The sequence below is a fragment of the Streptomyces niveus genome (assembly GCF_001723055.1).
In the GTDB taxonomy this organism is placed as follows: domain Bacteria; phylum Actinomycetota; class Actinomycetes; order Streptomycetales; family Streptomycetaceae; genus Streptomyces; species Streptomyces niveus.
Map to the genome: position 1 here is coordinate 20790 of NZ_MDCR01000153.1, position 19284 is coordinate 40073.

A 19284-nucleotide genomic window follows, 5' to 3' on the forward strand; every position below is an offset into this window, starting at 1 on the left:
TCGGCACCGGCTCAGTCACGTAGGTGGGTCAGAAGCGTGTCGCCCGACGGATACGGGAGCTCCGCGGGAAGCAGTTGCCGGGCGGCATCCAGAGCCCCGCCCTTCACCTGGGCATGGATCGCATGCGCGAGTGCGGTGACGTCGTTGATCGAGACGATCCACTCCTCCGCGTAGCGCTCAGCGGCCTCGCCCGTGAGGCCGAGTTGAAGAGAGCGGTAAGGAAGCGGCTGTAGGTGGAGACCGCGTTCGGGATCCCACTGAACTCGAGCCGGGGCTTGCTTCAGCCGGCGTTTCCAGGTGGCGCGGTCGGGATGCAGCCCGTGTTCGTAGTGGGCCAGGCAGGCGTTTCGCAGCGCCCATTCGAAACCCTCTCGGGTGATTTCGATCGCCAGCACCGTCTCCTGGTCTTCCTTGCTCGCCCATCCGCAGCGGTACATCATCCAGAGGAACGACGGCTTGATCCACGTCATGCGTTCCCTCTTCCAGGCCGCCGGAAAGCGACCGTCCTGCACGGCAGGCAGTCCAATCTCCGGCGCGTACGCCTGGTAGACGGTCACCGTGGCGGCCGTGTATAGGGCGCGGATCTGATGCTTGGGTTCTGGCACGGTGACCAGAGTCGGCGTTCGGCGGGGGCTGCGCCATCGAATTACCGGGCCGGATGAGGCTGGCTGGTCGGGTGGTTCGTGAGGTAGGTCGAGTGGATGTGCCGACCGGGACGGGCTGCCGGGGGCGAAGAACCGCTACCCGGCTCCCCGTAGTCTGCCTTGTCTCACGACGGCATGACTTCGGCGGGGTCTCATGGCAGACGGCAGCAGATCCAGAACGGACATCCGCGGCGGCCACATCGGACTGGTCGTGGTGATCATTGCCCTGGTCGTCATCGCCAGTTTCTCGGGTCCTCGCTGGACCTTGGCCGTCGCGGGGTGCTTCGTTGTGTGGTTCACCCTCGCGCTGGCAGTCATCCGCATCAGGGGTGGACGCGGCAGAGAAGCCATTCGACGGGCTTACGTCGCAACCTTCGGCTGGGGCGACTACGTCACCCCGTGAGGGGGTTGAACGACGGGCTAACGGGCCGGGCCCCGTGCGCTGTTGGGCCGGGAGAGCGGTACCGCGTGGCCGGTGCTTCCCCGGCGGGCCGCCGCCGGGCCGGTGGGCGGGGCCGGGTTGATGTCCGACAGCTCGATGTCCGACAGCGAACGGGACCTGCCCCGCCGTGGCACGGTGACGGCCGCGGTCGCCGCCACCACGGAGTTCACGGTCGCGGGCTCAGCGGCGGGCGCCGGCGGCGGACGTAGCGTGCCGCTCTCCAGCTCACCCGCCCGCAGCCAGCGGTCGTCCGCCCCCGGCGGCGCCGCCGGGGGCCGCGCCCGCGCGAACCGGGCGACATCGCCCCGGTGCAGCGGGAGGATCGCGTCGGGGCGGGGCGGGCGGTACATCTCCTCCGCGGGCAGGAAGTGCTGCTTCAGCACGTTGGAGGCGGTGACGAGCAGCAGGCCGCCACCAGTGGCGTACCGGCCGAGCCCCCCACCCGCACCGGCGCCGTACAGCGCGTAACCCGTGGCGTTGAGAACCCCGAAAGCGAGCCGCGTGAGACTCGGCTTGACGTGCTCCTGGTCGGGTTTCATCCAGATCGCGCGGGCGGCGTTGGCCTCGTAGACGATCTGGTTCAGCCCTTCGAGGCCGGCGATGCCCGTGCCCACCCCGTAGGTGGCGAGGCTGTCCTGGAACTTCCCGAGACTCTTCACGAATGGCGCCGCGTCGGTGGCGACAGAGGGAAGCAGATCGGCCCAACCCACGTTGTTGACCACGCTCGATACCTCCGTCCATGGCCGGGCATGCCCCGGTGTTCCGCACGACCTTGATCACTACGACTGTCGCGCCCGGAGCTGAATCCCGAGCCAACGGCAGGTGACACCGCGGCCATCGTTCGTCCCCGCCAACGGAGTTGGGGCGAGTCCCCCGGAGTCCGCCGCGCGGACCCCAGGGAACTCATCAGCCGGCGGGGCTACTTGCCGTTGCCACCGCTCGGAGCGGGATCACGCGGCGCCTCGGGAGGCATGGGGCCTCCGTCGTGCTTGCCGCCGTCGTCGTCGGTGGCAGCCATGTCCCACGGGTGACGGAACGGCACGCCCCGCCACCCGTCGCCGTCCGGCGGTCGCGTCTCGTACGTATCGACGGTCTGTGCGCTCACGGCGCCGACCTCCTCTTTCGCGCGGGGCCGCGCCGCCGTACCGTCGACGGCGTGACCGGTGAACCGCGAGGCGCACGCCTCACGGGTTGGTCATCCGCCCCGGCCACTCGACCTGTCCAGGGTTCTCACCGGCCGGGGCGGACGTTCTTGGTAGGGCTTCGGCCTCGTCAGTGCCGTATCGACGCGCGGGGAAGAAGCGACAGCCCGCTCACGTCGAAGGCCAGATACGGGCGTACGGTCCACTCGATCCACCGTCCCCCGCTGCTGAGCGAGAACCCGCACGGCTCCCCCCGGTGCAGCGCGGCGACGGCCCCCAGAGACCCCCCGTGCCCGGTCCACCGCAGGGCCCGCTCGCGCTCGACGGGCGCCAGGGTGTCCTTGATCGCACGCACATCCACCCGGATCGCCCGGACGGCCTCGGCCGGGTTGGACCGCGAACACCGCGAGACCTGGGCCGGACTGTCGGGCTCGAACGTCTCGTACACGACCCGCTCGCACCAGAAGGCGGTAAGGGTCTGGCCAGGTCGACGCATGCGGAGCCCTCCCGAGTACGACACGGCAGCCGGCCCCCTGCCTGCGGCCGGCGTGACGAGCGGCGAGCAGGGGGCGGCCCTTCGAACGCCCCTCAACTGGCGCAGAGTTGGGGAGCGACACCTCGAAGCTAGCGCGTGCTAGGGACGGGTATCAAGTGTTATCCCTCTAACGGGTGATACTGGAATCACCAACGGGCGGTCCACCGCACCGGTGGGACCGCCCGTCGTGAACGCGCCTTGAATCAGGTGAAGTTGTGGGAGCGTGCCGGTCCTTCGCGGGCCTACCAGTAGGTGGCCGGTCCCGAGAGGACCCAGCCCGCGTCGGTGGGCTTGACCCAGAAGCTCAACTCCACATCGACTATCCGCGCGCGGTAGGCGATCTTGATGCCGACATGGCTGTCGGTGTAGCTCCAGCCGAAGTCCGAGAGTTCGAGTTCACCGAGCCAGGACAGGTTCCGCTCCCACTCATCGGCGGCGAATTCCGCATCGGTACTCGCAGCGACGGAGGCGGTCCACAGCGACTTGAGTACATGCCGGACCGGGTAGTGATCGACGAGTTGTCCGGCCTCGGAGATCCGCCCCGCACGGAGAAGCCCGAAGTAGTTGCGAAGGACCGCTTCGACCTCTGTCCTGCCGGGCTGCTCAGTCCAGATCCTCATCGCGAAATGATAGAAGTTCGGGCGCCGCCGCCGAACGCACCAACGGGCCGCGCGTCAGGCGAGGTTGTCGAACTCGCCCTCCTTGGCACCGTCGAGGAACGCACGGAGCTTGGCCCGGGTGGTGTGGATGACCACGCCAGGGTTGTCGCTCTCACGCATCAGGATCTCCCCGTCGTGCTCGGCCAGTTCCAGGCAAGCGTCGCCCTCGTCATCTGCCGACTTCGATGACTTGCGCCACCGAATACCCATGGTGCTCACACCTTCACAGTTGACGTGCGATTACGCGGATGAAGCCCCGCGAGCTGTCAGAGCCAAGCATTCCGCAGCCGATCCACTCACGCCAGAACGCACCAACGGGCGGCCCCATCTGCGCCGATGGGAGCCGCCCGTTGAGAACGCGCCTTGCGTCAGGCGAGGTTGTCGAACTCACCCTCCTTGGCACCGTCGAGGAACGCACGGAGCTTGGCCCGGGTGGTGTGGATGACCACGCCAGGGTTGTCGCTCTCACGCATCAGGATCTCCCCGTCGTGCTCGGCCAGTTCCAGGCAGTTGTTGCCGTCAGGGCCGGACGACTTCGTCGACTTACGCCACTGAATTTCCATGGTTCTCACGCCTTCATAATTGTTGTGCGATTCCGCGAATGAAGTCTCGTGAACGCTCAGGATCGAGCGAACGCTCCTCGATCCGGTCCAGCACGGCTCGATAGTTCGCAAGACGCGTCTCAGCATCCAGGAAAGCGGGGCCGGTCGGGGTGTCCGTCTGGACTGTGTCGAGCTGCGGAACAGGACCGTAGACGTACTGTGTCGAACTGCCGCTCTCCGGGAAACCGCCGGCCTCGAACGGAATCGCCCGGACGGTCACGTTCTCGCGCTCGGACTCCTTCAGCAGATAGTCGAGTTGCGCACGCGCAACCGCCGGGCCGCCGAAGGTCATCCGCAGCGCGGCCTCATGGATCAGAAAGGTGCAGGTCGGCGGGTTCTCCCTGTCCAGGACGTCTCGCCGCTTCAGCCGGTGCGAGATTCGCCGCCGCTGGCTTGCCGCACTAAACGGTGGCACCACTTCAGCGAACACCGCGCGAGCGTAGTCCTCGTTCTGAAGCAGTCCCGGCATGTAGACGATCTGCACGCACCGGATGCCGACCGCATGATGCTCCAGCTCGGCCAGATCAAGCGCACCGCTGGCGAGGTCCTCGCGGTAGTCCTCCCACCAACCGGTGAAACGCTCGGCCGCCATCGCGGCGAGCGCGTCAACGTACGCGGCGTCGGGGCACGCGTAGTGACCGGCCCAAGTGCGCACCCGCTCAGGGCTCACGCCGAAGCGGCCTGATTCGGTGTTGCTGATGGTGGTGCGGTCCGTGCCCAGCACTTCGGCGGCCTGGGTCATGGAAAGGCCGGTGTGCTCCCGGATCTTGCGTAGCTCGGTACCCAAACGGCGCTGTCGAGCCGTGAGTGCCTTCCTCGGTGCCATCGGCCTCTCCTCTTGTCGGGTCTCAGTCTGGCCTGCCAGCCACATCACAATCCACTTGGTTACCCATAATATCGAGCGCGGTACAACGCGTTATGGATTGAGGTACTCTCCTCCCCTTACTGGACCCCACACCGGGAGACAACGCCATGACCACCGCCATCCCAACCCCCTTACCGCCCCCACCTCCTCAGGGCGGTGAGACCTACCGCCTCGCCGTACCCAACACCGCCGCCGCCCCAAAGATCGCGCGGGACTTCCTCGACTCGCTCCTCCATGTGAGCAGACACGACGCCCTCACGCACGACGCCCGCCTCTGCGTCACCGAGTTGGTCACCAACGCGCACCGCCACACGCAGACCCGCCTCATCGGCGTGACCGTCGCCGTCAACCGGAAGCGGGTCACGGTGTACGTCACCGACAACAAGCCGTGGTCGCTGCCCGTACCCCGCACCATCCCCACCGTGCACGAACTCGGCTGCGGACAGGGCGTGTTCCTGCTGGACAGCGTCGCGGAGACGTGGGGGTCGACCATCTACGGGGGGCTGCGCCCCAGCCACAAGGCCGTCTGGTTCACCCTGGCACGGCGGGAGACCGCCGCGTGACGGTGGCCGGGCTCGCGGGACCGGCCGGGGACTTCGTCCTGGTCGCCGTCGCTCTCGGCGTGATCGCCGCCGGGCTCTCGCTTCACGATTAATCAAGTTTGACTAGCCGCCCGGATCGGGCATACGCTCCGAGCGAGCTAGTCAAGCTTGACCAATGAACCACGGGAGCCAGCATGCCCCTTCTGCCCGACACCGGATACACCCCCTCCGCCGCCGAACTCGCCTCCGTAGACGCGTGGTTCGCCACGTACGACGCCCACAGCGCCAAGCGGGAGATCGAGCGGATGGCGGATCTCGCCGTCTTTCCGCTCAACCTCGTCAGCGACGACTCGGCCGGCGACGGCGCGTCGGCGCAGTGGGACAGGGAGCAGTTCATCGGGACGATGACGCATGTGATGGGCGACGGCGGCGACGGTGAGATCACCTTCGAGTCCGTCCGTACGCCGGTCTTCCTCACCGCCGCGATGGTCGTCGTGTTCACCGACTCGACGATGACGACGGCGAACGGCGAGACCCAGCAACTGCGCTACGCCGACGTCCTGATCAAGCGGGGCGGGGAGTGGGCGTTCCAGACGATGATCCAGGGCGGCTGGGGCGACAACCTCCGCTGAGGCGGCGGGACGGGCGCGGCGACGGGGACGTGGAGGAACGGGCGGACGGGCTGACCGGCTACCGCTGAGGCGCGCGGCCCGAGGGCGGCGGCACTGTCAGACCCCGGCGATACCGTCGCCGTACGGACCGATCCCTCTCTGCGGAGCCCTCATGAGTGACGCGTACTCGCCCATCCCCGAGCTGAACCTGCTCCGGGAGTTCTACGACCGGCAGCCGGCCATCTCCGACGGATTCGAGATGTACGAGTACGGGCAGCCGGACGACGTGTTCGTCCACTGGCTGGACATGGCCGGGTCACGGGACCCGGAGCTGCCGGGCCGTCTCGCGCGGCTCGTCCCCTTCGCGCAGGCCAGTGGCTCCGGGTCGTTCTACGCGCTGTGGCGGTGTGACGACCGGGCCGATCTCGCCACCCTGCCCGTCATCCGCTTCGGCGACGAGGGCGACCTCGACGTGGTCGCGTCCGGGCTGCGGGATCTGTTCCGGCTGCTCGCGGTGGACGACGAGTGGTACATGCTCGACGACGCGGCGGACGACGGCGAGCGCAGCACCGACCACGCCGACTACCTGGTCTGGCTGCGGCGTACGTTCGGGCTCACGCGGCCCGACGACCCGCAGGCGATCATCGACGCGGCCACGGCGGAGTACGGGCGCCGGTTCGCCGACTGGCTGCGGCAGTTCGCTTCGGCCGAGATAGCCGACTCGGTGCTGGAGCCCAGCTTCTGAAGCCTGAAGGACGCTCACCCACTCCGCATCACTCCCTATTTTCCTTCATCGATACCTGACAGGGTAGTTTGAGGTAGCATTCATACACATGGAGAGCGATGACCGTGAGCTCTATTCGGTCGGCGAGGTCGCCGAACGGCTGGGGCTTCATGTGCGGACGGTGCGGAACTATGTCCGCGACGGGCGGCTGAAGGCCGTCCGGATCGGCAAGCAGTACCGCATCAGCCGCGCGGACTTCGAGGCGCTGACCAGCACCGAGGACAGTGCGGAGGGTGCGGGACCGGCGGCGGACGGCATCCCGCGCGGACGGCACGTCGAGGTGTCCAGCATCGTGCAGATCGAGTCCGTCAGCCCGGAATCGGCGAGCCGGCTGAGCACCCTCGTCACGGCGAGCGTGCAGGCCGTCCGGGACACCCCGGACGCCCTGCGGATCCAGCTGGTCTACGACAGGGAACGGGCCCGGCTGAAGATCGTGATCCTCGGCGGGGCCGCCGACACCGCCGCCGTACTGAACCTGCTCGACGACGTGCTGGGGCCGGGCAACGACCTGCTGCCCAGCGAAGGATGGGAGAGCGACCGTGCCTGATCTGCTCGTGGAGCACCACGGCGTACCTGTGCTCGTGTGCGACGACGAGGGCGCGCCGATCGGCAGCCTCCAGGACGCGCTCGACCATCTCGTGGGCGCGGCCTTCGAGGGCGCGGAACTGGTCGCCGTCCCGGCCGGGCGGTTCGACGACAGCTTCTACGACCTCAGCAGCGGACTGGCCGGCGCGATACTCCAGAAGTTCGCCACCTACCGGCTCCGGCTGGCCGTGGTCGGAGACATCTCGCACCATCTCCTGGCCAGCGCGGCGCTGCCCGATCTCGTACGGGAAGCGAACCGCGGACGGGACATCTGGTTCGTCGCCGACCTCGACGAACTCGTGGCACGGCTGGCCCCCCGGTAGGTCACGTCACTCGCAGAACACCGACACCTTGGATCCGGGGTCGTCCACGTCCACGATGACCTCGTCGAGCTGATCGATCAGCTCCTCGATGTGCTGCGGCTTCAGCTCGGCGAGGTCGATCGGCACCCCGGACCTGCTCAGCGCCTCATTGACCCGGGTGAGCGCCTGCGGCGGGATCAGGCTGGCGACCCGGACCCCGGCGCGCAGCAGTTGCAGCGGGACCTGGATGTTGATCCGGCTCGGGCCGTCGCCGGTGCCGTCGTCCTCCGAACTCACCAGTACGCGGAGGTACTTGGGGCGGGACTTCGGGCGGGACGCGGGTCCCGCCGGGGACTCGGGCCGGTCGCGTTCGAGGGCGCTGATCAGCCGCTCGGCCTCGTCCGCGGTGATCTTGCCCTCGGCCAGCATCTGCAGGACCTGGCGACGCTGCTCGTTCATCGTTGTGCTCCTTCTGATCCGACTCATCCGACTCATCTGACGCTTATCAGCAGGGCGGTTCGGCCCTGTTCCATCTCGAACCGGGTGCCTGGCAGCGCCCACAGCAGCCGCCCTGCACCGCGCAGCGCGGCCGGCACGACCGCGGGGCTCACGCGGGTGGCGAGGCACGCGATCAGCCCGGCCGGCACGGCGAGCAGCAGCAGCGGTGACAGCACCAGCAGCAGCGGCAGGACGGGGACGTACAGCCGCAGCCGGCGGCCGTCGGAACGGTGGCCGCGTACCGTCACCAGGTGCGGCATCACCGGGACTTCTCCAGCTCGGCCAGCGCCTCCTCGACGCTGATCTCCCCCTGCCGCAGCCGCTCGACCACGTCGGCGCCGCTGGGCGCGGGGTCGGTCTCCACGAAGTCGAGGCGCTCGGCGATCCGGTTGAGCCGGGACTTGACCGTCGGGTAGCTCACCCCGAAGATCCGCTCCATCTCCTTGATCGAGCCGTGCGCCCGCACGAACGCGGCGACGAACACCTGGTCCTCGACACCGAGCTGAGCCAGCTGCGGCGTCTCGAACTGCCCCTCGACGGCGATACCGCTCTCGACCAGGCGGACCCGCTCGACCACGAACGGCTGCCCCTGTGTCAGGTCCGTCAGCTCCTGCCAGTCCACGCTTGGCTCCCTACTCTCGGCGACCTGATCGTAGTTCATTTCTACATTGAGTTTCTTAAGTCGTCAACGCACGAATCTTGATTTTTCTTATCCGGACTTCCATGGCACCACATGGCGCCATTATGGTGCTACTCTGACGTCATGGACCTCACGCCGTATGTCGACAACCTCCGCCACGAACTCGCGGTGGCCGCCGAAACCGGCGGCGACGAAGCCCGCGCCCTGGCCGAGCGGCTCACCGCCCCCCTGGAGTCGGCGGCCCGCCTGACGATGCTCAACGTGCTCTCGGCCGCGATGGACGAGATCACCCGTGAACTGGCCCCCGGCTCCGTCGACGTACGGCTGCGCGGACTCGACCCGGACTTCGTCGTGACCCAGCCGAGGCGCGACGAGGCATACGAGGCGAGCACGCCCGCCGAACCGCTGAAGGCCCCCGCACCCGCCGACGCGGACGACGGCGGCGGCACGGCCCGGGTCAATCTGCGGCTGCCCGCCCACCTCAAGGCGCGCGCCGAGGAGGCCGCGAGCCGCGAGGGGCTTTCGGTCAACGCGTGGCTGGTACGGGCCGTGTCGGCCGCGGTCGACGGCGGTGTCCCCGCGCGTACGGCGGACAAGCCGCGTACCACCCGCACCGTCGGACAGAGCTACACGGGCTGGGTGCGCTGACCGCGCCCCACCGCTCAGCCCAGACAGGGACAGACAGCACCAGGACCCAAGAGGACGGGACAGCCATGCCTTCTTTCGACACCCCCGAACCCATCAGCGCCACCACCCACGTCGAGGCGGGAACCATCCAGTTCATCGCCACCGACCGCACCGACACCGTCGTCGGGGTGCGACCCCGCGACCCGAAGAAGGACTCGGACGTACGCGCCGCCGAGCAGACCGAAGTGCGTCACGTGAGCGGCCTGTTGACCATCAGGACGCCCAAGCAGCGCTATCTCGTCGGCCGCACCGGCGCCGTCGACGTGACGGTCGAACTGCCCACGGGCTCACAGGTGGAGGTGACCGGCGCCTGGGCGCAGGTGCACGGCGAGGGCCGGCTCGGGGAGGTCCGGGTGAAGACCTCGTCGGGCGACGCCCGCTTCGACACCACCGGGCCGCTGAATCTGACCGCCTCCCACGGCAGCATCACCGTGGACCACGTCCAGGGGGCCGCCGAGATCACCACCAGCTCCGGCAGCCTGCGCGTCGGGACCGTCGACGGCCCGGCCGTCCTGAAGAACTCGCACGGCACCACGACCGTCCGCGACGCCATGGGCGATCTGCGGGTCAGCGGCTCCAACGGGGACATCCTCGTGGAGCACGCCGAAGGCTCGGTCACCGCCACCACCGCCCACGGCGCCCTGCGCGTCGACGATGTCGCCCGTGGCACCGTGCAGTTGGAGACCGCGTACGGCTCCATCGAGATCGGCATCCGGCAGGGGACGGCCGCCTGGCTCGACGCCAGTTCACGCCTCGGTCAGGTGCACAACACGCTCACCGCGTCCGACACCCCGGACTCGTCCGAGGACACGGTCGAGGTCAGGGCCCACACCCGCTACGGCAACATCGACATCCGCCGCGCCCGCTCCTGACACGGCACTGCGCCTGCCGCTCAAGGAAGCGCCCGCTGCCGGCCGCCCTGATCACGGCTTCCGATTCTCGTACCGGTACAGTACGGCCGGTATAGTTATTGGTCGCAGAAGACGTGAGCACAAGAAGTGAGAAGGGCGCCGCATGATCGAGATCCTGAACCCCACCCTGGTGGCCCGCGCGAGAGACACCGGCGCCCTCGTGGCCGACATCCTCCAGACGCTGAAGGGCCGCAGCACGGTCGGCACGAACCTGCTGGACATCGACCGGTGGGCGAAGGCAATGATCATCGAGGCGGGGGCGCAGTCCTGCTACGTGGACTACGAACCGTCCTTCGGGCGCGGCCCGTTCGCCCACTACATCTGCACCGCCGTCAACGACGCCGTACTCCACGGGCGCCCGCACGACTACGCGCTCGCCGACGGCGATCTGCTGACACTCGACCTCGCCGTCTCCAAGGGCGGAGTCGCCGCCGACGCCGCCATCAGCTTTCTCGTGGGCGAGGCCAGGCCCCCGGCGAGCGTCGCGATGATCGGCGCCACCGAACGCGCGCTGGCCGCGGGGATCGCGGCGGCCGGGCCCGGGGCCCGTATCGGTGACATCTCGCACGCCATCGGCACCGTCCTCGGCGAGGCGGGATATCCGGTCAACACCGAGTTCGGCGGCCACGGCATCGGATCGACGATGCATCAGGACCCGCACGTGTCGAACACCGGCCGGCCGGGGCGGGGTTACAAGCTGCGCCCCGGGCTGCTGCTGGCGCTGGAGCCGTGGGTCATGGAGGACACCGCCCGCCTCGTCACCGACGCCGACGGATGGACGCTCCGCAGCGCGACCGGCTGCCGGACGGCGCACACCGAGCACACGATCGCCATCACCGAGGACGGGGCCGACATCCTGACCCTGCCGAAGCAGGCGCGGCAGTAACGCCGAAGGGCGGCGGGACGTGAACTCCGTCCCGCCGCCCTCAGCCGTAGCCGTACCCGGTGTGGGTGGTGACTACTTGATGATCGTGATCCGGTCCGTCGCCGGCGGCGCCAGCGGCGCGGCGGCCGTGGAGTTCGCCGCCAGGTAGGCGTTGAACAGGTCCAGGTCGGACGCGCCGACCAGCTTGTTCTTGCCCTGGCCCAGCGCCGGGAAGCCGTCGCCGCCGCCACCGAGGAACTCGTTCATCGCGACGCGGTACGTCTTCGCCGGGTCCAGCGCCTCACCGTTCAGCTTCACCGAGTCCGTGACGATCCGGGCGGCGCCCGTCTTGGTCATGTCCAGGGTGTAGGTGAAGCCCTTCGAGACCTGGAGGATCTTGATGGACGCCTCGTTGGAGCCGCTGACCTGCTGCTGGAGCGCGGTGATGAGCTGCGCGCCGGTGAGGTCGACGACGTTCATCATGTTGGTGAACGGCTGCACGGTGAACGCCTCGCCGTACGTGACCACACCGTCGCCCTCGCCGCCCGACGCCTTGTAGACGAGGTCGGAGCGGATACCGCCCGGGTTCATGAACGCGACCTGCGCGCCACCCTTGTCGGCCGGGGACAGGCCCGCGAGCTGCGCGTCGGCGATCACGTTGCCGAGCGGCTTCTCCAGCTCCGTGGAGCCACGGCCGTTGATGTCGGCGGAGATGAAGCCCTGCGGGGCGCCCGCGATCGGCGCGGCGGTCTTGTTCCAGCGCGCGATCAGGTCGGTCATGTCCTGGGCCTTGGCCTGGTTACGGCTGACCACGTGGTTGGCCGACTTCACCTTCGTACGGACGATGTCCTTGGTCCGCAGGTCGTAGGTGAGCGTGGTGTCGGTGTAGACCTTGCCGAAGGACGACGCCGAGGTGACCATGCGGTCGTTGCCCGCCGGGTCGGGGACGGTGCACGCGTACGCCTGGTGCGTGTGGCCCGTGACCAGCGCGTCGACCTTGGGCGTGATGCCCTTCGCGATCTCGACGATCGGACCCGAGATGCCGTCACCGGGGCCGGGGCTGTCGCAGTCGTAGTTGTACGAGTCCGAGGCCGGGGCCCCGCCCTCGTGGATGAGCGCGACGATCGACTTGACGCCCTGGCGGTCCAGTTCCTTGGCGTACTTGTTGACGGTCTCGATCTCGTCGTGGAACTTCAGGCCCTTGACGCCCTCGGCGGTGACGATGTTCGGGGTGCCCTCAAGGGTCACGCCGATGAAACCGACCTTGACGCCGTTCTTCTTCCAGACGGTGTACGGCTTCAGGACCGGCTTGCCGGACTTCTCGTACGTGGCGTTGGCCGCCAGGTACGGGAAGTCGGCGCCCTTGAACTTCTTGCCCTTCTCGAAGCAGCCCTCGACCGGGTGACAGCCACCGTTCTGGAGGCGGGTCAGCTCGGCCGAGCCCTCGTCGAACTCGTGGTTGCCCACGGCCGTGACGTCGAGGTCGATCTTGTTGAGCGCCTCGACGGTGGGCTCGTCGTGGAACAGCCCGGACAGCAGCGGGCTCGCGCCCACCATGTCGCCGGCCGCCGCGGTGATGGAGTACGGGTTGCCCTTGCGCGCGGTGCGCAGCGAGCTGGCCAGGTACTCGACACCACCGGCGGGCACGGGCTTGACCGTGCCGTCGGCCTGTATCTCGTTCACGTTGCCCGAGGAGCCGGTCGGCGGCTCCAGGTTTCCGTGCAGGTCGTTGAAGGACAGCAGCTGGACATCCACGGTGCTGGGCTTGGGGTGCCCGCCGTGGCCCTGGCCCTGCCCGCTGTCCTGCGCCCCGACTGCTGCGGGCGCTGCGACGGCGAGAGCGCCGAATGTGGCAAGCCCGGCCACGGCGGCGAGCAACCGCCTGGCCTTACGGTGTTTCTGCGGTGTCGCTGACATCGGTCCCCTTGTTGCTTCCGCTTGTAAGTTCTGTGTGAGGGATAAGAGCTGCGAGCGGCAGCCTAGAGTCCACGCGCGTAGAGCAACAGGGGTCTTCGGGTTACGACCTGGTTGCCAATACCCGTCGGCCGGCGGTCGTCACCGACCGCCCGGGAAACCCGGGGATCGCGCACCCGCGCCGTACCCTCGACGCATGACTGATACCGCAGCCCTCGATCCGGGTCGGCAGATCGAGACCCTTGACGAGATCACCCCCGAGCAGGCGTCGGCCGTCCTGGAACTGCTCGACGCCGCCGCCCGGTCCGACGGGGTGCAGGCCGTGTCCGAGCAGGGGCGGTTGCAGCTGCGCGGGGGGCCGAGGGCCGGGGTGCGGCATTTCCTGCTGACCGTGGGCGGGGAGCTGACGGGGTACGCCCAACTGGAGGACACCGACCCCGTCGAGGCGCCCGCCGCCGAGTTGGTCGTGCATCCCTCGTACCGGGGACGGGGGCACGGGCGGGCGCTCGGGGCCGCGCTGCTCGCCGCGTCCGGGAAGCGGCTGCGGGTGTGGGCGCACGGCGGCAAGTCGGCCGCCCGGCATCTGGCGCAGGTGCTCGGCCTGACCATGTTCCGTGAACTGCGCCAGTTGCGGCGGCCGTTGGAACCCCTGGACATCGCCGAGCCGGTCCTGCCCGACGGTGTCACCGTCCGTACCTTCGTACCCGGTCAGGACGAGGCGGCCTGGCTCGCCGTCAACGCCGACGCCTTCGCCCACCACCCGGAGCAGGGCGGGCTCACCGGGCGCGATCTCGCCGACCGCGAGGCCGAGCCGTGGTTCGACCCGAAGGGTTTCTTCCTGGCCGAGCGGGACGGGCGGCTCATCGGCTTCCACTGGACCAAGGTGCACGCCGCCGAACACCTCGGCGAGGTGTACGTCGTCGGCATCAGCCCCGACGCGCAGGGCGGCGGTCTCGGCAAGGCGCTGACCGCGATCGGGCTGCGGCACCTGGCCGCGCAGGGCCTGCCGACCGCGATGCTCTACGTCGACGCCGACAACACGGCGGCCGTGACGGTCTACGAGCGGCTGGGCTTCGTGACACACGAGGTGGACCTCATGTACCGGACGGAGTCGTGACGGACCCGGCGTAGCGCCTGGTCAAGTAGGCGAAGGGGCGGTGGAGTTGACACCGCCCCTTCACTGTCCCATGCTTTCACTACTTCCCTAGTGAAAGGGTGCTTGCGGGTGATCGAATTCCGCATCGACCGGCGCAGCGGCGTCGCCACCTACCTCCAGATCGTCCAGCAGACCAAACAGGCGCTGCGGCTCGGCCTGCTGGAGCCCGGCGACAAACTGCCCACGGCCCGCGAGGTCGTGGCGGCCACCGCCATCAATCCCAACACCGTCCTCAAGGCCTACCGCGAGCTCGAACGCGAAGGTCTCGCCGAGGGCCGCCGCGGGCTCGGCACCTTCGTACGCGGCACGCTCGGCGGCGGCGACTCGGCCGACCACCGCGCCCTGCGCGACGAGTTGCGCGCCGAACTCGCCGCCTGGACCCGCCGGGCCCGCACGGGCGGACTGGAGAAGGACGACGTCAGCGCACTGTTCACCGCCGTCGTCGACGAACACTTCGAGCGCCCGGACACCGACCGACAGAAACAGGGGAACGACTCATGACCGCCGCCGCGATCGAGGCCACCGGCCTCGGCAAGCGCTACCGGAAGAGGGGCCGCTGGGCCCTGCGCGACTGTTCCTTCCGGGTGCCCGCCGGCCGTATCTGCGCCCTCGTCGGCCCCAACGGCGCCGGCAAATCCACCCTCCTCGCCCAGGCCGCGGGACTCCTGCCCACCACCGAGGGCAGCATCCGGATCCTCGGCGAGCGGCCGGCCGACGCCCGCGACCGCGTCGCGTACGTCGCCCAGGACAAGCCCCTGTACGGGCAGTTGACGATCCGCGACACCCTGCGGATGGGGCGCGAGCTGAATCCCGGCCGCTGGGACCAGGAGGGCGCCGAGCGCGTCGTCGCCGACGGCCGGCTCGACCTCGGCGCACGCGTCCGTACGCTCTCCGGCGGCCAGCGCACCCGCGTCGCGCTCGCCCTCGCGCTCGGCAAACGGCCCGAACTGATGCTGCTGGACGAGCCGATGGCCGACCTGGACCCGCTCGCCCGCCACCAGCTGATGGGCACGCTGATGGCCGAGGCCGCCGAGCACGACACCACGGTCGTCATCTCCTCCCACATCCTCACCGAGTTGGAGGGCACCTGCGACTACCTGCTGCTCGTCGACGGCGGGCACATCCGCCTCGGCGGCGAGACCGAGGACCTGCTGACCGCGCACCGCCTGGTCACCGGCCCCGTACGCGACCTGGCGCCGCACACGGTCGTGGACTCGCGCACCACGGGACGCCAACTCACCGCGCTGATCCGCCCCGAGGGCCCGGTCGACACCGACTGGCAGTCCCTGCACCCCTCCCTGGAGGAACTGTTGCTCGCCCACCTGCGCTCACCGGACGCGCCCGTCCTGCTCACGCCGAGCGCCGAGCGGAACGACGACCGTACGGCGGTGACGGCATGAGCACGCTCCTCGACGAACGGCCGGCGGCAGCGGCGTCCGTGAAACCGCGGCTGCGCGGTCCGCTGTGGGTCTCCGTACGGCTGCACCGCACCCCCCTCCTGATCGCGGCCGGCACCGTCCTCGCCGGAGTGCTGATCCTCGTCGCGTACCGGATGTGGATCGGGGGCGTCGCGGACGACTTCGCGGCCACGGGCTGCGTACTCTCCGGTGACGACAGGCCGGACTGCTTCCAGCCGTTCCGCGACTTCCACGACGACATGCTCGCCTTCCACCGGGTGACGCAGTACGGCGCCTTCTTCCTCCAGCTGCTGCCCGCAGTGATCGGCGCGTTCATCGCCGGCCCGGTGGTCGCGCGGGAGCTGGAGTCGGGGACGTACAAGCTGGCCTGGACACAGTCCGACAGCCCCGCCCGCTGGTTCGCCTCGAAGCTGCTGCCGGTCGCGGCACCCGTCCTCCTGCTCGTCCCGCTGCTGACGGCCCTGCTCGCCTGGGTCAACGCGTCGGTCCCGGCCAACAGCCCCTACGACCCGCTGCGGTGGTACCAGACCACCGGCTACCTCTCCCGCGGCACCGCCCCGCTCACGTACGCCCTGCTCGGGATCGCGGTGGGCGCACTCGTGGGGCTGCTGGTGCGGCGTACCGTCCCCGCGATGTCCGTCGCCCTGCTGGCGCTCGGCGGGGTGTTCCTGGCCATGAACCGGGTACGGGAATGGCTCTGGCCGACCAGGACGGCCACCAGCCCGCTGGACGGCTATCCGTCGTTGGGCAGGGCCGCGTGGTCGCGGGACAACGGGCTGCTCGACGCCGCCGGCAACCGGCTCCCGGACATGAACTGCGAGGTGTCGTGCCAGGCGGAGCGAGGCGCGGCCGTCCGGTACCTCGACTACCACCCCGAGTCGCACTTCTGGCCCCTCCAGCTCGTCGAGACCGGCATCGTCCTCGTCCTGGCCGCCGCGTGCGTCTTCGCCGCGTTCAAGGTATTGGGGCGGCGGCACGGCTGAGTCCGGGTACACGTACGGGGTCCCGCCCGCCGCGGGGAGGCGGGCGGGACCCCGTACGGCCCCGCCCCGCTTCCCCTGCACGTCATGTCGCCGTTACCGGCCATTCAGACGCGCTTGCGACCCTCACTGAATGCAGCCCGCTGTGCCCCCCACTCCGAACGGCAGGAACGGCAGGTTCCGCCTCGCCCCCGCCGGCTCCGACGCGCCCGTCGTGCCGTCCGCGCGGAACAATGGAGGTATGAGCCAGCAGCCTGCCGAGACCCCGGTCCACCCGCAGCCGTCCGTCGGGTCCATCGCCGCACACCGGCCGCACACGGTCAGCGCCGCCGTGTCCGACCTGGAGCCCGACCTCGACGCCGATCTCGACTCCTACGAGCAGGACGAGGACCCGGAGGGCGGCGTACTGCCCCAGGGCCGGTTCCTGGACCGTGAGCGCAGCTGGCTCGCCTTCAACGAGCGCGTACTGGAACTGGCCGAGGACCCGGCCACCCCGCTACTCGAACGGGCGAACTTTCTCGCCATCTTCGCGTCCAACCTGGACGAGTTCTTCATGGTCCGCGTCGCGGGCCTGAAGCGGCGCATCGCGACCGGCGTCGCCACCCGTTCGGCCTCAGGGCTCCAGCCCCGCGAAGTGCTCGACCTGATCTGGACCCGGTCGCGGGAGATCATGGCCCGGCACGCCGCCTGCTTCCAGCAGGACGTCTCCCCCGCGCTGGCCGACGAGGGCATCCATCTGATCCGCTGGGGCGACCTCACGGAGAAGGAGCAGGCGCGCCTGTTCACCCTCTTCCGGCAGCAGATCTTCCCCGTCCTGACGCCGCTGGCCGTGGACCCGGCGCACCCCTTCCCGTACATCTCGGGGCTCTCCCTCAACCTCGCGGTCGTCGTCCGCAACCCCGTCAGCGGCCACCGGCACTTCGCCCGCGTCAAGGTGCCGCCCCTGCTGACGCGCTTCCTGGAGGCGTCCCCGCAGCGGTACGTGCCGCTGGAGGACGTCATCGCGGCGCACCTGGAGGAGCTGTTCCCCGGGATGGAGGTCCTGGCGCACCACATGTTCCGGGTCACCCGCAACGAGGACCTGGAGGTGGAGGAGGACGACGCGGAGAACCTCCTCAAGGCGCTGGAGAAGGAACTGATGCGGCGCCGCTTCGGCCCGCCGGTGCGCCTGGAGGTCGAGGAGTCGATCGACCCGTACGTCCTGGACCTGCTGGTGCGCGAGCTGAAGGTGTCCGACGCCGAGGTCTATCCGCTGCCGGGGCCGCTGGATCTGACCGGGCTGTTCGGCATAGCCGCGCTCGACCGGCCGGAGCTGAAGTTCCCCAAGTTCATCGCGGGCACGCACCGCGACCTGGCGGAGGTGGAGTCGGCGTCCGCGCCGGACATCTTCGCGGCGCTGCGGGAGCGCGACGTACTGCTGCACCACCCGTACGACTCGTTCTCCACCTCCGTCCAGGCGTTCCTGGAGCAGGCGGCGGGCGACCCGGACGTGCTGGCGATCAAGCAGACGCTGTACCGGACCTCCGGCGACTCACCGATAGTGGACGCGCTGATCGACGCCGCCGAGTCCGGCAAGCAGGTCCTGGTCCTCGTAGAGATCAAGGCCCGCTTCGACGAGCAGGCGAACATCAAGTGGGCGCGCAAGCTCGAAGAGGCCGGCTGCCATGTGGTGTACGGCCTGGTCGGGCTCAAGACGCACTGCAAGCTGTCGCTCGTGGTCCGGCAGGAGGGCGAGACCCTGCGCCGCTACAGCCACGTCGGCACCGGCAACTACCACCCCAAGACGGCACGGCTGTACGAGGATCTGGGCCTGCTCACGGCCGACCCGCACGTCGGGGCGGACCTCTCCGACCTCTTCAACCGGCTGTCGGGCTACTCGCGGCGCGAGACCTACCGCCGGCTGCTCGTCGCGCCCAAGTCGCTGCGCGACGGGCTGATCACCCGCATAAACAAGGAAGCGGCGCACCACCGTTCGGGCCGCCCCGCCTACGTACGCATCAAGGTCAACTCGATGGTCGACGAGGCCGTCATCGACGCGTGCTACCGGGCGGCGCAGGCAGGCGTGCCCGTCGACATCTGGGTACGCGGCATCTGTGCCGTGCGCCCCGGCGTGCACGGCCTGTCGGAGAACATCCGGGTGCGCTCCATCCTCGGCCGCTTCCTCGAACACTCCCGGATCTTCGCCTTCGGCAACGGCGGCGAGCCCGAAGTGTGGTTCGGCAGCGCCGACATGATGCACCGCAACCTCGACCGCCGTATCGAGGCCCTGGTACGGGTCACCGACCCGGCGCACCGCGCGGCCATCACCCGGCTCCTGGAGACCGGCATGGCGGACGACACCGCCTCCTGGCATCTGGGCGCCGACGGGAACTGGACCCGGCACTCCGTCGACGCGGACGGACAGCCACTCAGGCACGTACAGGAAATGCTCATTGACGCCCGGAGGCGCCGGCGTGCAGCACCATGAAGCAGAGACCGCCGGCTCGGTCGGTACGGCCGCCC

26 protein-coding genes are annotated in these 19284 nt (G+C 69.4%); 14 read left to right on the plus strand and 12 right to left on the minus strand.

Annotated features, from left to right (window positions below; genetic code table 11):
* Positions 1 to 11: 11 nt before the first annotated feature.
* Positions 12 to 605 (minus strand): DUF4291 domain-containing protein, encoded by a 594-nt coding sequence (locus tag BHU15_RS19150; RefSeq protein WP_069628298.1) that lies wholly within the window; start codon positions 603 to 605, stop codon positions 12 to 14.
* Positions 606 to 798: 193 nt separating this feature from the next.
* Between BHU15_RS19150 and BHU15_RS19155 the strand changes: the two genes are divergently transcribed.
* On the plus strand, positions 799 to 1047 hold the full coding sequence (locus tag BHU15_RS19155; RefSeq protein ID WP_069628299.1) for a hypothetical protein: 249 nt from the start codon (positions 799 to 801) through the stop codon (positions 1045 to 1047).
* Positions 1048 to 1064: 17 nt separating this feature from the next.
* Here BHU15_RS19155 and BHU15_RS19160 read toward each other — a convergent pair whose 3' ends face one another.
* The 7 genes from BHU15_RS19160 to BHU15_RS19190 all read right to left on the minus strand — a co-directional run bounded on the left by BHU15_RS19160 (position 1065) and on the right by BHU15_RS19190 (position 4850).
* On the minus strand, positions 1065 to 1808 hold the full coding sequence (locus tag BHU15_RS19160) for a hypothetical protein (RefSeq protein ID WP_069628300.1): 744 nt from the start codon (positions 1806 to 1808) through the stop codon (positions 1065 to 1067).
* 197 nt (positions 1809 to 2005) lie between these two features.
* Positions 2006 to 2191 (minus strand): hypothetical protein, encoded by a 186-nt coding sequence (locus tag BHU15_RS19165; RefSeq protein ID WP_069628301.1) that lies wholly within the window; start codon positions 2189 to 2191, stop codon positions 2006 to 2008.
* Positions 2192 to 2358: 167 nt separating this feature from the next.
* Positions 2359 to 2724, minus strand: a complete 366-nt coding sequence (locus tag BHU15_RS19170; RefSeq protein WP_069628302.1) for a hypothetical protein — start codon at positions 2722 to 2724, stop codon at positions 2359 to 2361.
* Between the two features lie 281 nt (positions 2725 to 3005).
* On the minus strand, positions 3006 to 3383 hold the full coding sequence (locus BHU15_RS19175) for a hypothetical protein (RefSeq protein WP_069628303.1): 378 nt from the start codon (positions 3381 to 3383) through the stop codon (positions 3006 to 3008).
* 54 nt (positions 3384 to 3437) lie between these two features.
* A complete protein-coding gene (locus tag BHU15_RS19180) occupies positions 3438 to 3632 on the minus strand; it encodes a DUF397 domain-containing protein (protein WP_069628304.1) in 195 nt (64 codons plus the stop codon).
* A 158-nt stretch (positions 3633 to 3790) separates the two neighbouring features.
* Positions 3791 to 3985 carry a DUF397 domain-containing protein gene (locus BHU15_RS19185; protein WP_069628305.1) on the minus strand — a complete coding sequence of 65 codons (195 nt, stop codon included), beginning with the start codon at positions 3983 to 3985 and terminating at the stop codon, positions 3791 to 3793.
* A gap of 13 nt (positions 3986 to 3998) precedes the next feature.
* Entirely contained in the window at positions 3999 to 4850 is an 852-nt protein-coding gene (locus tag BHU15_RS19190) for a Scr1 family TA system antitoxin-like transcriptional regulator (protein WP_069628306.1), read from the minus strand.
* A 146-nt stretch (positions 4851 to 4996) separates the two neighbouring features.
* On the opposite strand from BHU15_RS19190, the gene BHU15_RS19195 reads away from it, so the two are divergent.
* The 5 genes from BHU15_RS19195 to BHU15_RS19215 all read left to right on the plus strand — a co-directional run bounded on the left by BHU15_RS19195 (position 4997) and on the right by BHU15_RS19215 (position 7734).
* Positions 4997 to 5452 (plus strand): ATP-binding protein, encoded by a 456-nt coding sequence (locus tag BHU15_RS19195; RefSeq protein WP_069628307.1) that lies wholly within the window; start codon positions 4997 to 4999, stop codon positions 5450 to 5452.
* 173 nt (positions 5453 to 5625) lie between these two features.
* The gene (locus BHU15_RS19200) at positions 5626 to 6063 is read left to right on the plus strand and encodes a hypothetical protein (RefSeq protein WP_069628308.1); all 438 of its coding nucleotides are present in this window, start codon (positions 5626 to 5628) and stop codon (positions 6061 to 6063) included.
* Between the two features lie 151 nt (positions 6064 to 6214).
* Entirely contained in the window at positions 6215 to 6787 is a 573-nt protein-coding gene (locus BHU15_RS19205; protein WP_069628309.1) for a hypothetical protein, read from the plus strand.
* 88 nt (positions 6788 to 6875) lie between these two features.
* On the plus strand, positions 6876 to 7373 hold the full coding sequence (locus BHU15_RS19210; RefSeq protein WP_069628310.1) for a helix-turn-helix domain-containing protein: 498 nt from the start codon (positions 6876 to 6878) through the stop codon (positions 7371 to 7373).
* Positions 7366 to 7734 carry a DUF4180 domain-containing protein gene (locus BHU15_RS19215; protein WP_069628311.1) on the plus strand — a complete coding sequence of 123 codons (369 nt, stop codon included), beginning with the start codon at positions 7366 to 7368 and terminating at the stop codon, positions 7732 to 7734. Before BHU15_RS19210 ends, BHU15_RS19215 begins: the two co-directional genes overlap by 8 nt.
* Before the next feature lie 6 nt (positions 7735 to 7740).
* On the opposite strand, the gene BHU15_RS19220 is transcribed toward BHU15_RS19215, so the two are convergent.
* From BHU15_RS19220 to BHU15_RS19230, 3 genes are read right to left on the minus strand one after another with little or no spacing between them, the layout of a single operon-like run.
* Positions 7741 to 8172 carry an SHOCT-like domain-containing protein gene (locus BHU15_RS19220; RefSeq protein ID WP_069628312.1) on the minus strand — a complete coding sequence of 144 codons (432 nt, stop codon included), beginning with the start codon at positions 8170 to 8172 and terminating at the stop codon, positions 7741 to 7743.
* Positions 8173 to 8204: 32 nt separating this feature from the next.
* Positions 8205 to 8471: a hypothetical protein gene (locus tag BHU15_RS19225; protein ID WP_069628313.1), complete on the minus strand. Its 267-nt coding sequence runs from the start codon at positions 8469 to 8471 to the stop codon at positions 8205 to 8207.
* Positions 8471 to 8833, minus strand: a complete 363-nt coding sequence (locus tag BHU15_RS19230; RefSeq protein WP_171908397.1) for a DUF2089 domain-containing protein — start codon at positions 8831 to 8833, stop codon at positions 8471 to 8473. Before BHU15_RS19230 ends, BHU15_RS19225 begins: the two co-directional genes overlap by 1 nt.
* Positions 8834 to 8974: 141 nt before the next feature.
* Here BHU15_RS19230 and BHU15_RS19235 point away from each other — a divergent pair, with 141 nt between their 5' ends.
* The 3 genes from BHU15_RS19235 to map all read left to right on the plus strand — a co-directional run bounded on the left by BHU15_RS19235 (position 8975) and on the right by map (position 11335).
* Positions 8975 to 9499, plus strand: a complete 525-nt coding sequence (locus tag BHU15_RS19235; protein ID WP_069628315.1) for a toxin-antitoxin system HicB family antitoxin — start codon at positions 8975 to 8977, stop codon at positions 9497 to 9499.
* A 65-nt stretch (positions 9500 to 9564) separates the two neighbouring features.
* A complete protein-coding gene (locus tag BHU15_RS19240; protein WP_069628316.1) occupies positions 9565 to 10410 on the plus strand; it encodes a DUF4097 family beta strand repeat-containing protein in 846 nt (281 codons plus the stop codon).
* Positions 10411 to 10552: 142 nt separating this feature from the next.
* The gene (gene map / locus BHU15_RS19245) at positions 10553 to 11335 is read left to right on the plus strand and encodes a type I methionyl aminopeptidase (RefSeq protein WP_069628317.1); all 783 of its coding nucleotides are present in this window, start codon (positions 10553 to 10555) and stop codon (positions 11333 to 11335) included.
* A gap of 72 nt (positions 11336 to 11407) precedes the next feature.
* Here the strand turns inward: map and BHU15_RS19250 are convergent, their stop codons facing one another.
* Positions 11408 to 13231: a bifunctional metallophosphatase/5'-nucleotidase gene (locus BHU15_RS19250; RefSeq protein WP_069628318.1), complete on the minus strand. Its 1824-nt coding sequence runs from the start codon at positions 13229 to 13231 to the stop codon at positions 11408 to 11410.
* A gap of 193 nt (positions 13232 to 13424) precedes the next feature.
* Here BHU15_RS19250 and mshD point away from each other — a divergent pair, with 193 nt between their 5' ends.
* The 5 genes from mshD (at position 13425) to BHU15_RS19275 (ending at position 19249) form a co-directional block, all read left to right on the plus strand.
* A complete protein-coding gene (gene mshD, locus BHU15_RS19255; protein WP_069628319.1) occupies positions 13425 to 14345 on the plus strand; it encodes a mycothiol synthase in 921 nt (306 codons plus the stop codon).
* A gap of 108 nt (positions 14346 to 14453) precedes the next feature.
* The gene (locus tag BHU15_RS19260; protein WP_069628320.1) at positions 14454 to 14885 is read left to right on the plus strand and encodes a GntR family transcriptional regulator; all 432 of its coding nucleotides are present in this window, start codon (positions 14454 to 14456) and stop codon (positions 14883 to 14885) included.
* Positions 14882 to 15784: an ABC transporter ATP-binding protein gene (locus tag BHU15_RS19265; RefSeq protein WP_069628321.1), complete on the plus strand. Its 903-nt coding sequence runs from the start codon at positions 14882 to 14884 to the stop codon at positions 15782 to 15784. The genes BHU15_RS19260 and BHU15_RS19265 overlap by 4 nt, the downstream gene beginning before the upstream one ends.
* The gene (locus BHU15_RS19270; RefSeq protein WP_069628322.1) at positions 15781 to 16785 is read left to right on the plus strand and encodes an ABC-2 membrane transporter-related protein; all 1005 of its coding nucleotides are present in this window, start codon (positions 15781 to 15783) and stop codon (positions 16783 to 16785) included. The genes BHU15_RS19265 and BHU15_RS19270 overlap by 4 nt, the downstream gene beginning before the upstream one ends.
* Before the next feature lie 238 nt (positions 16786 to 17023).
* Positions 17024 to 19249, plus strand: coding sequence for an RNA degradosome polyphosphate kinase (locus BHU15_RS19275; protein WP_023540618.1), 2226 nt, complete (start codon positions 17024 to 17026; stop codon positions 19247 to 19249).
* Positions 19250 to 19284 lie beyond the last annotated feature (35 nt).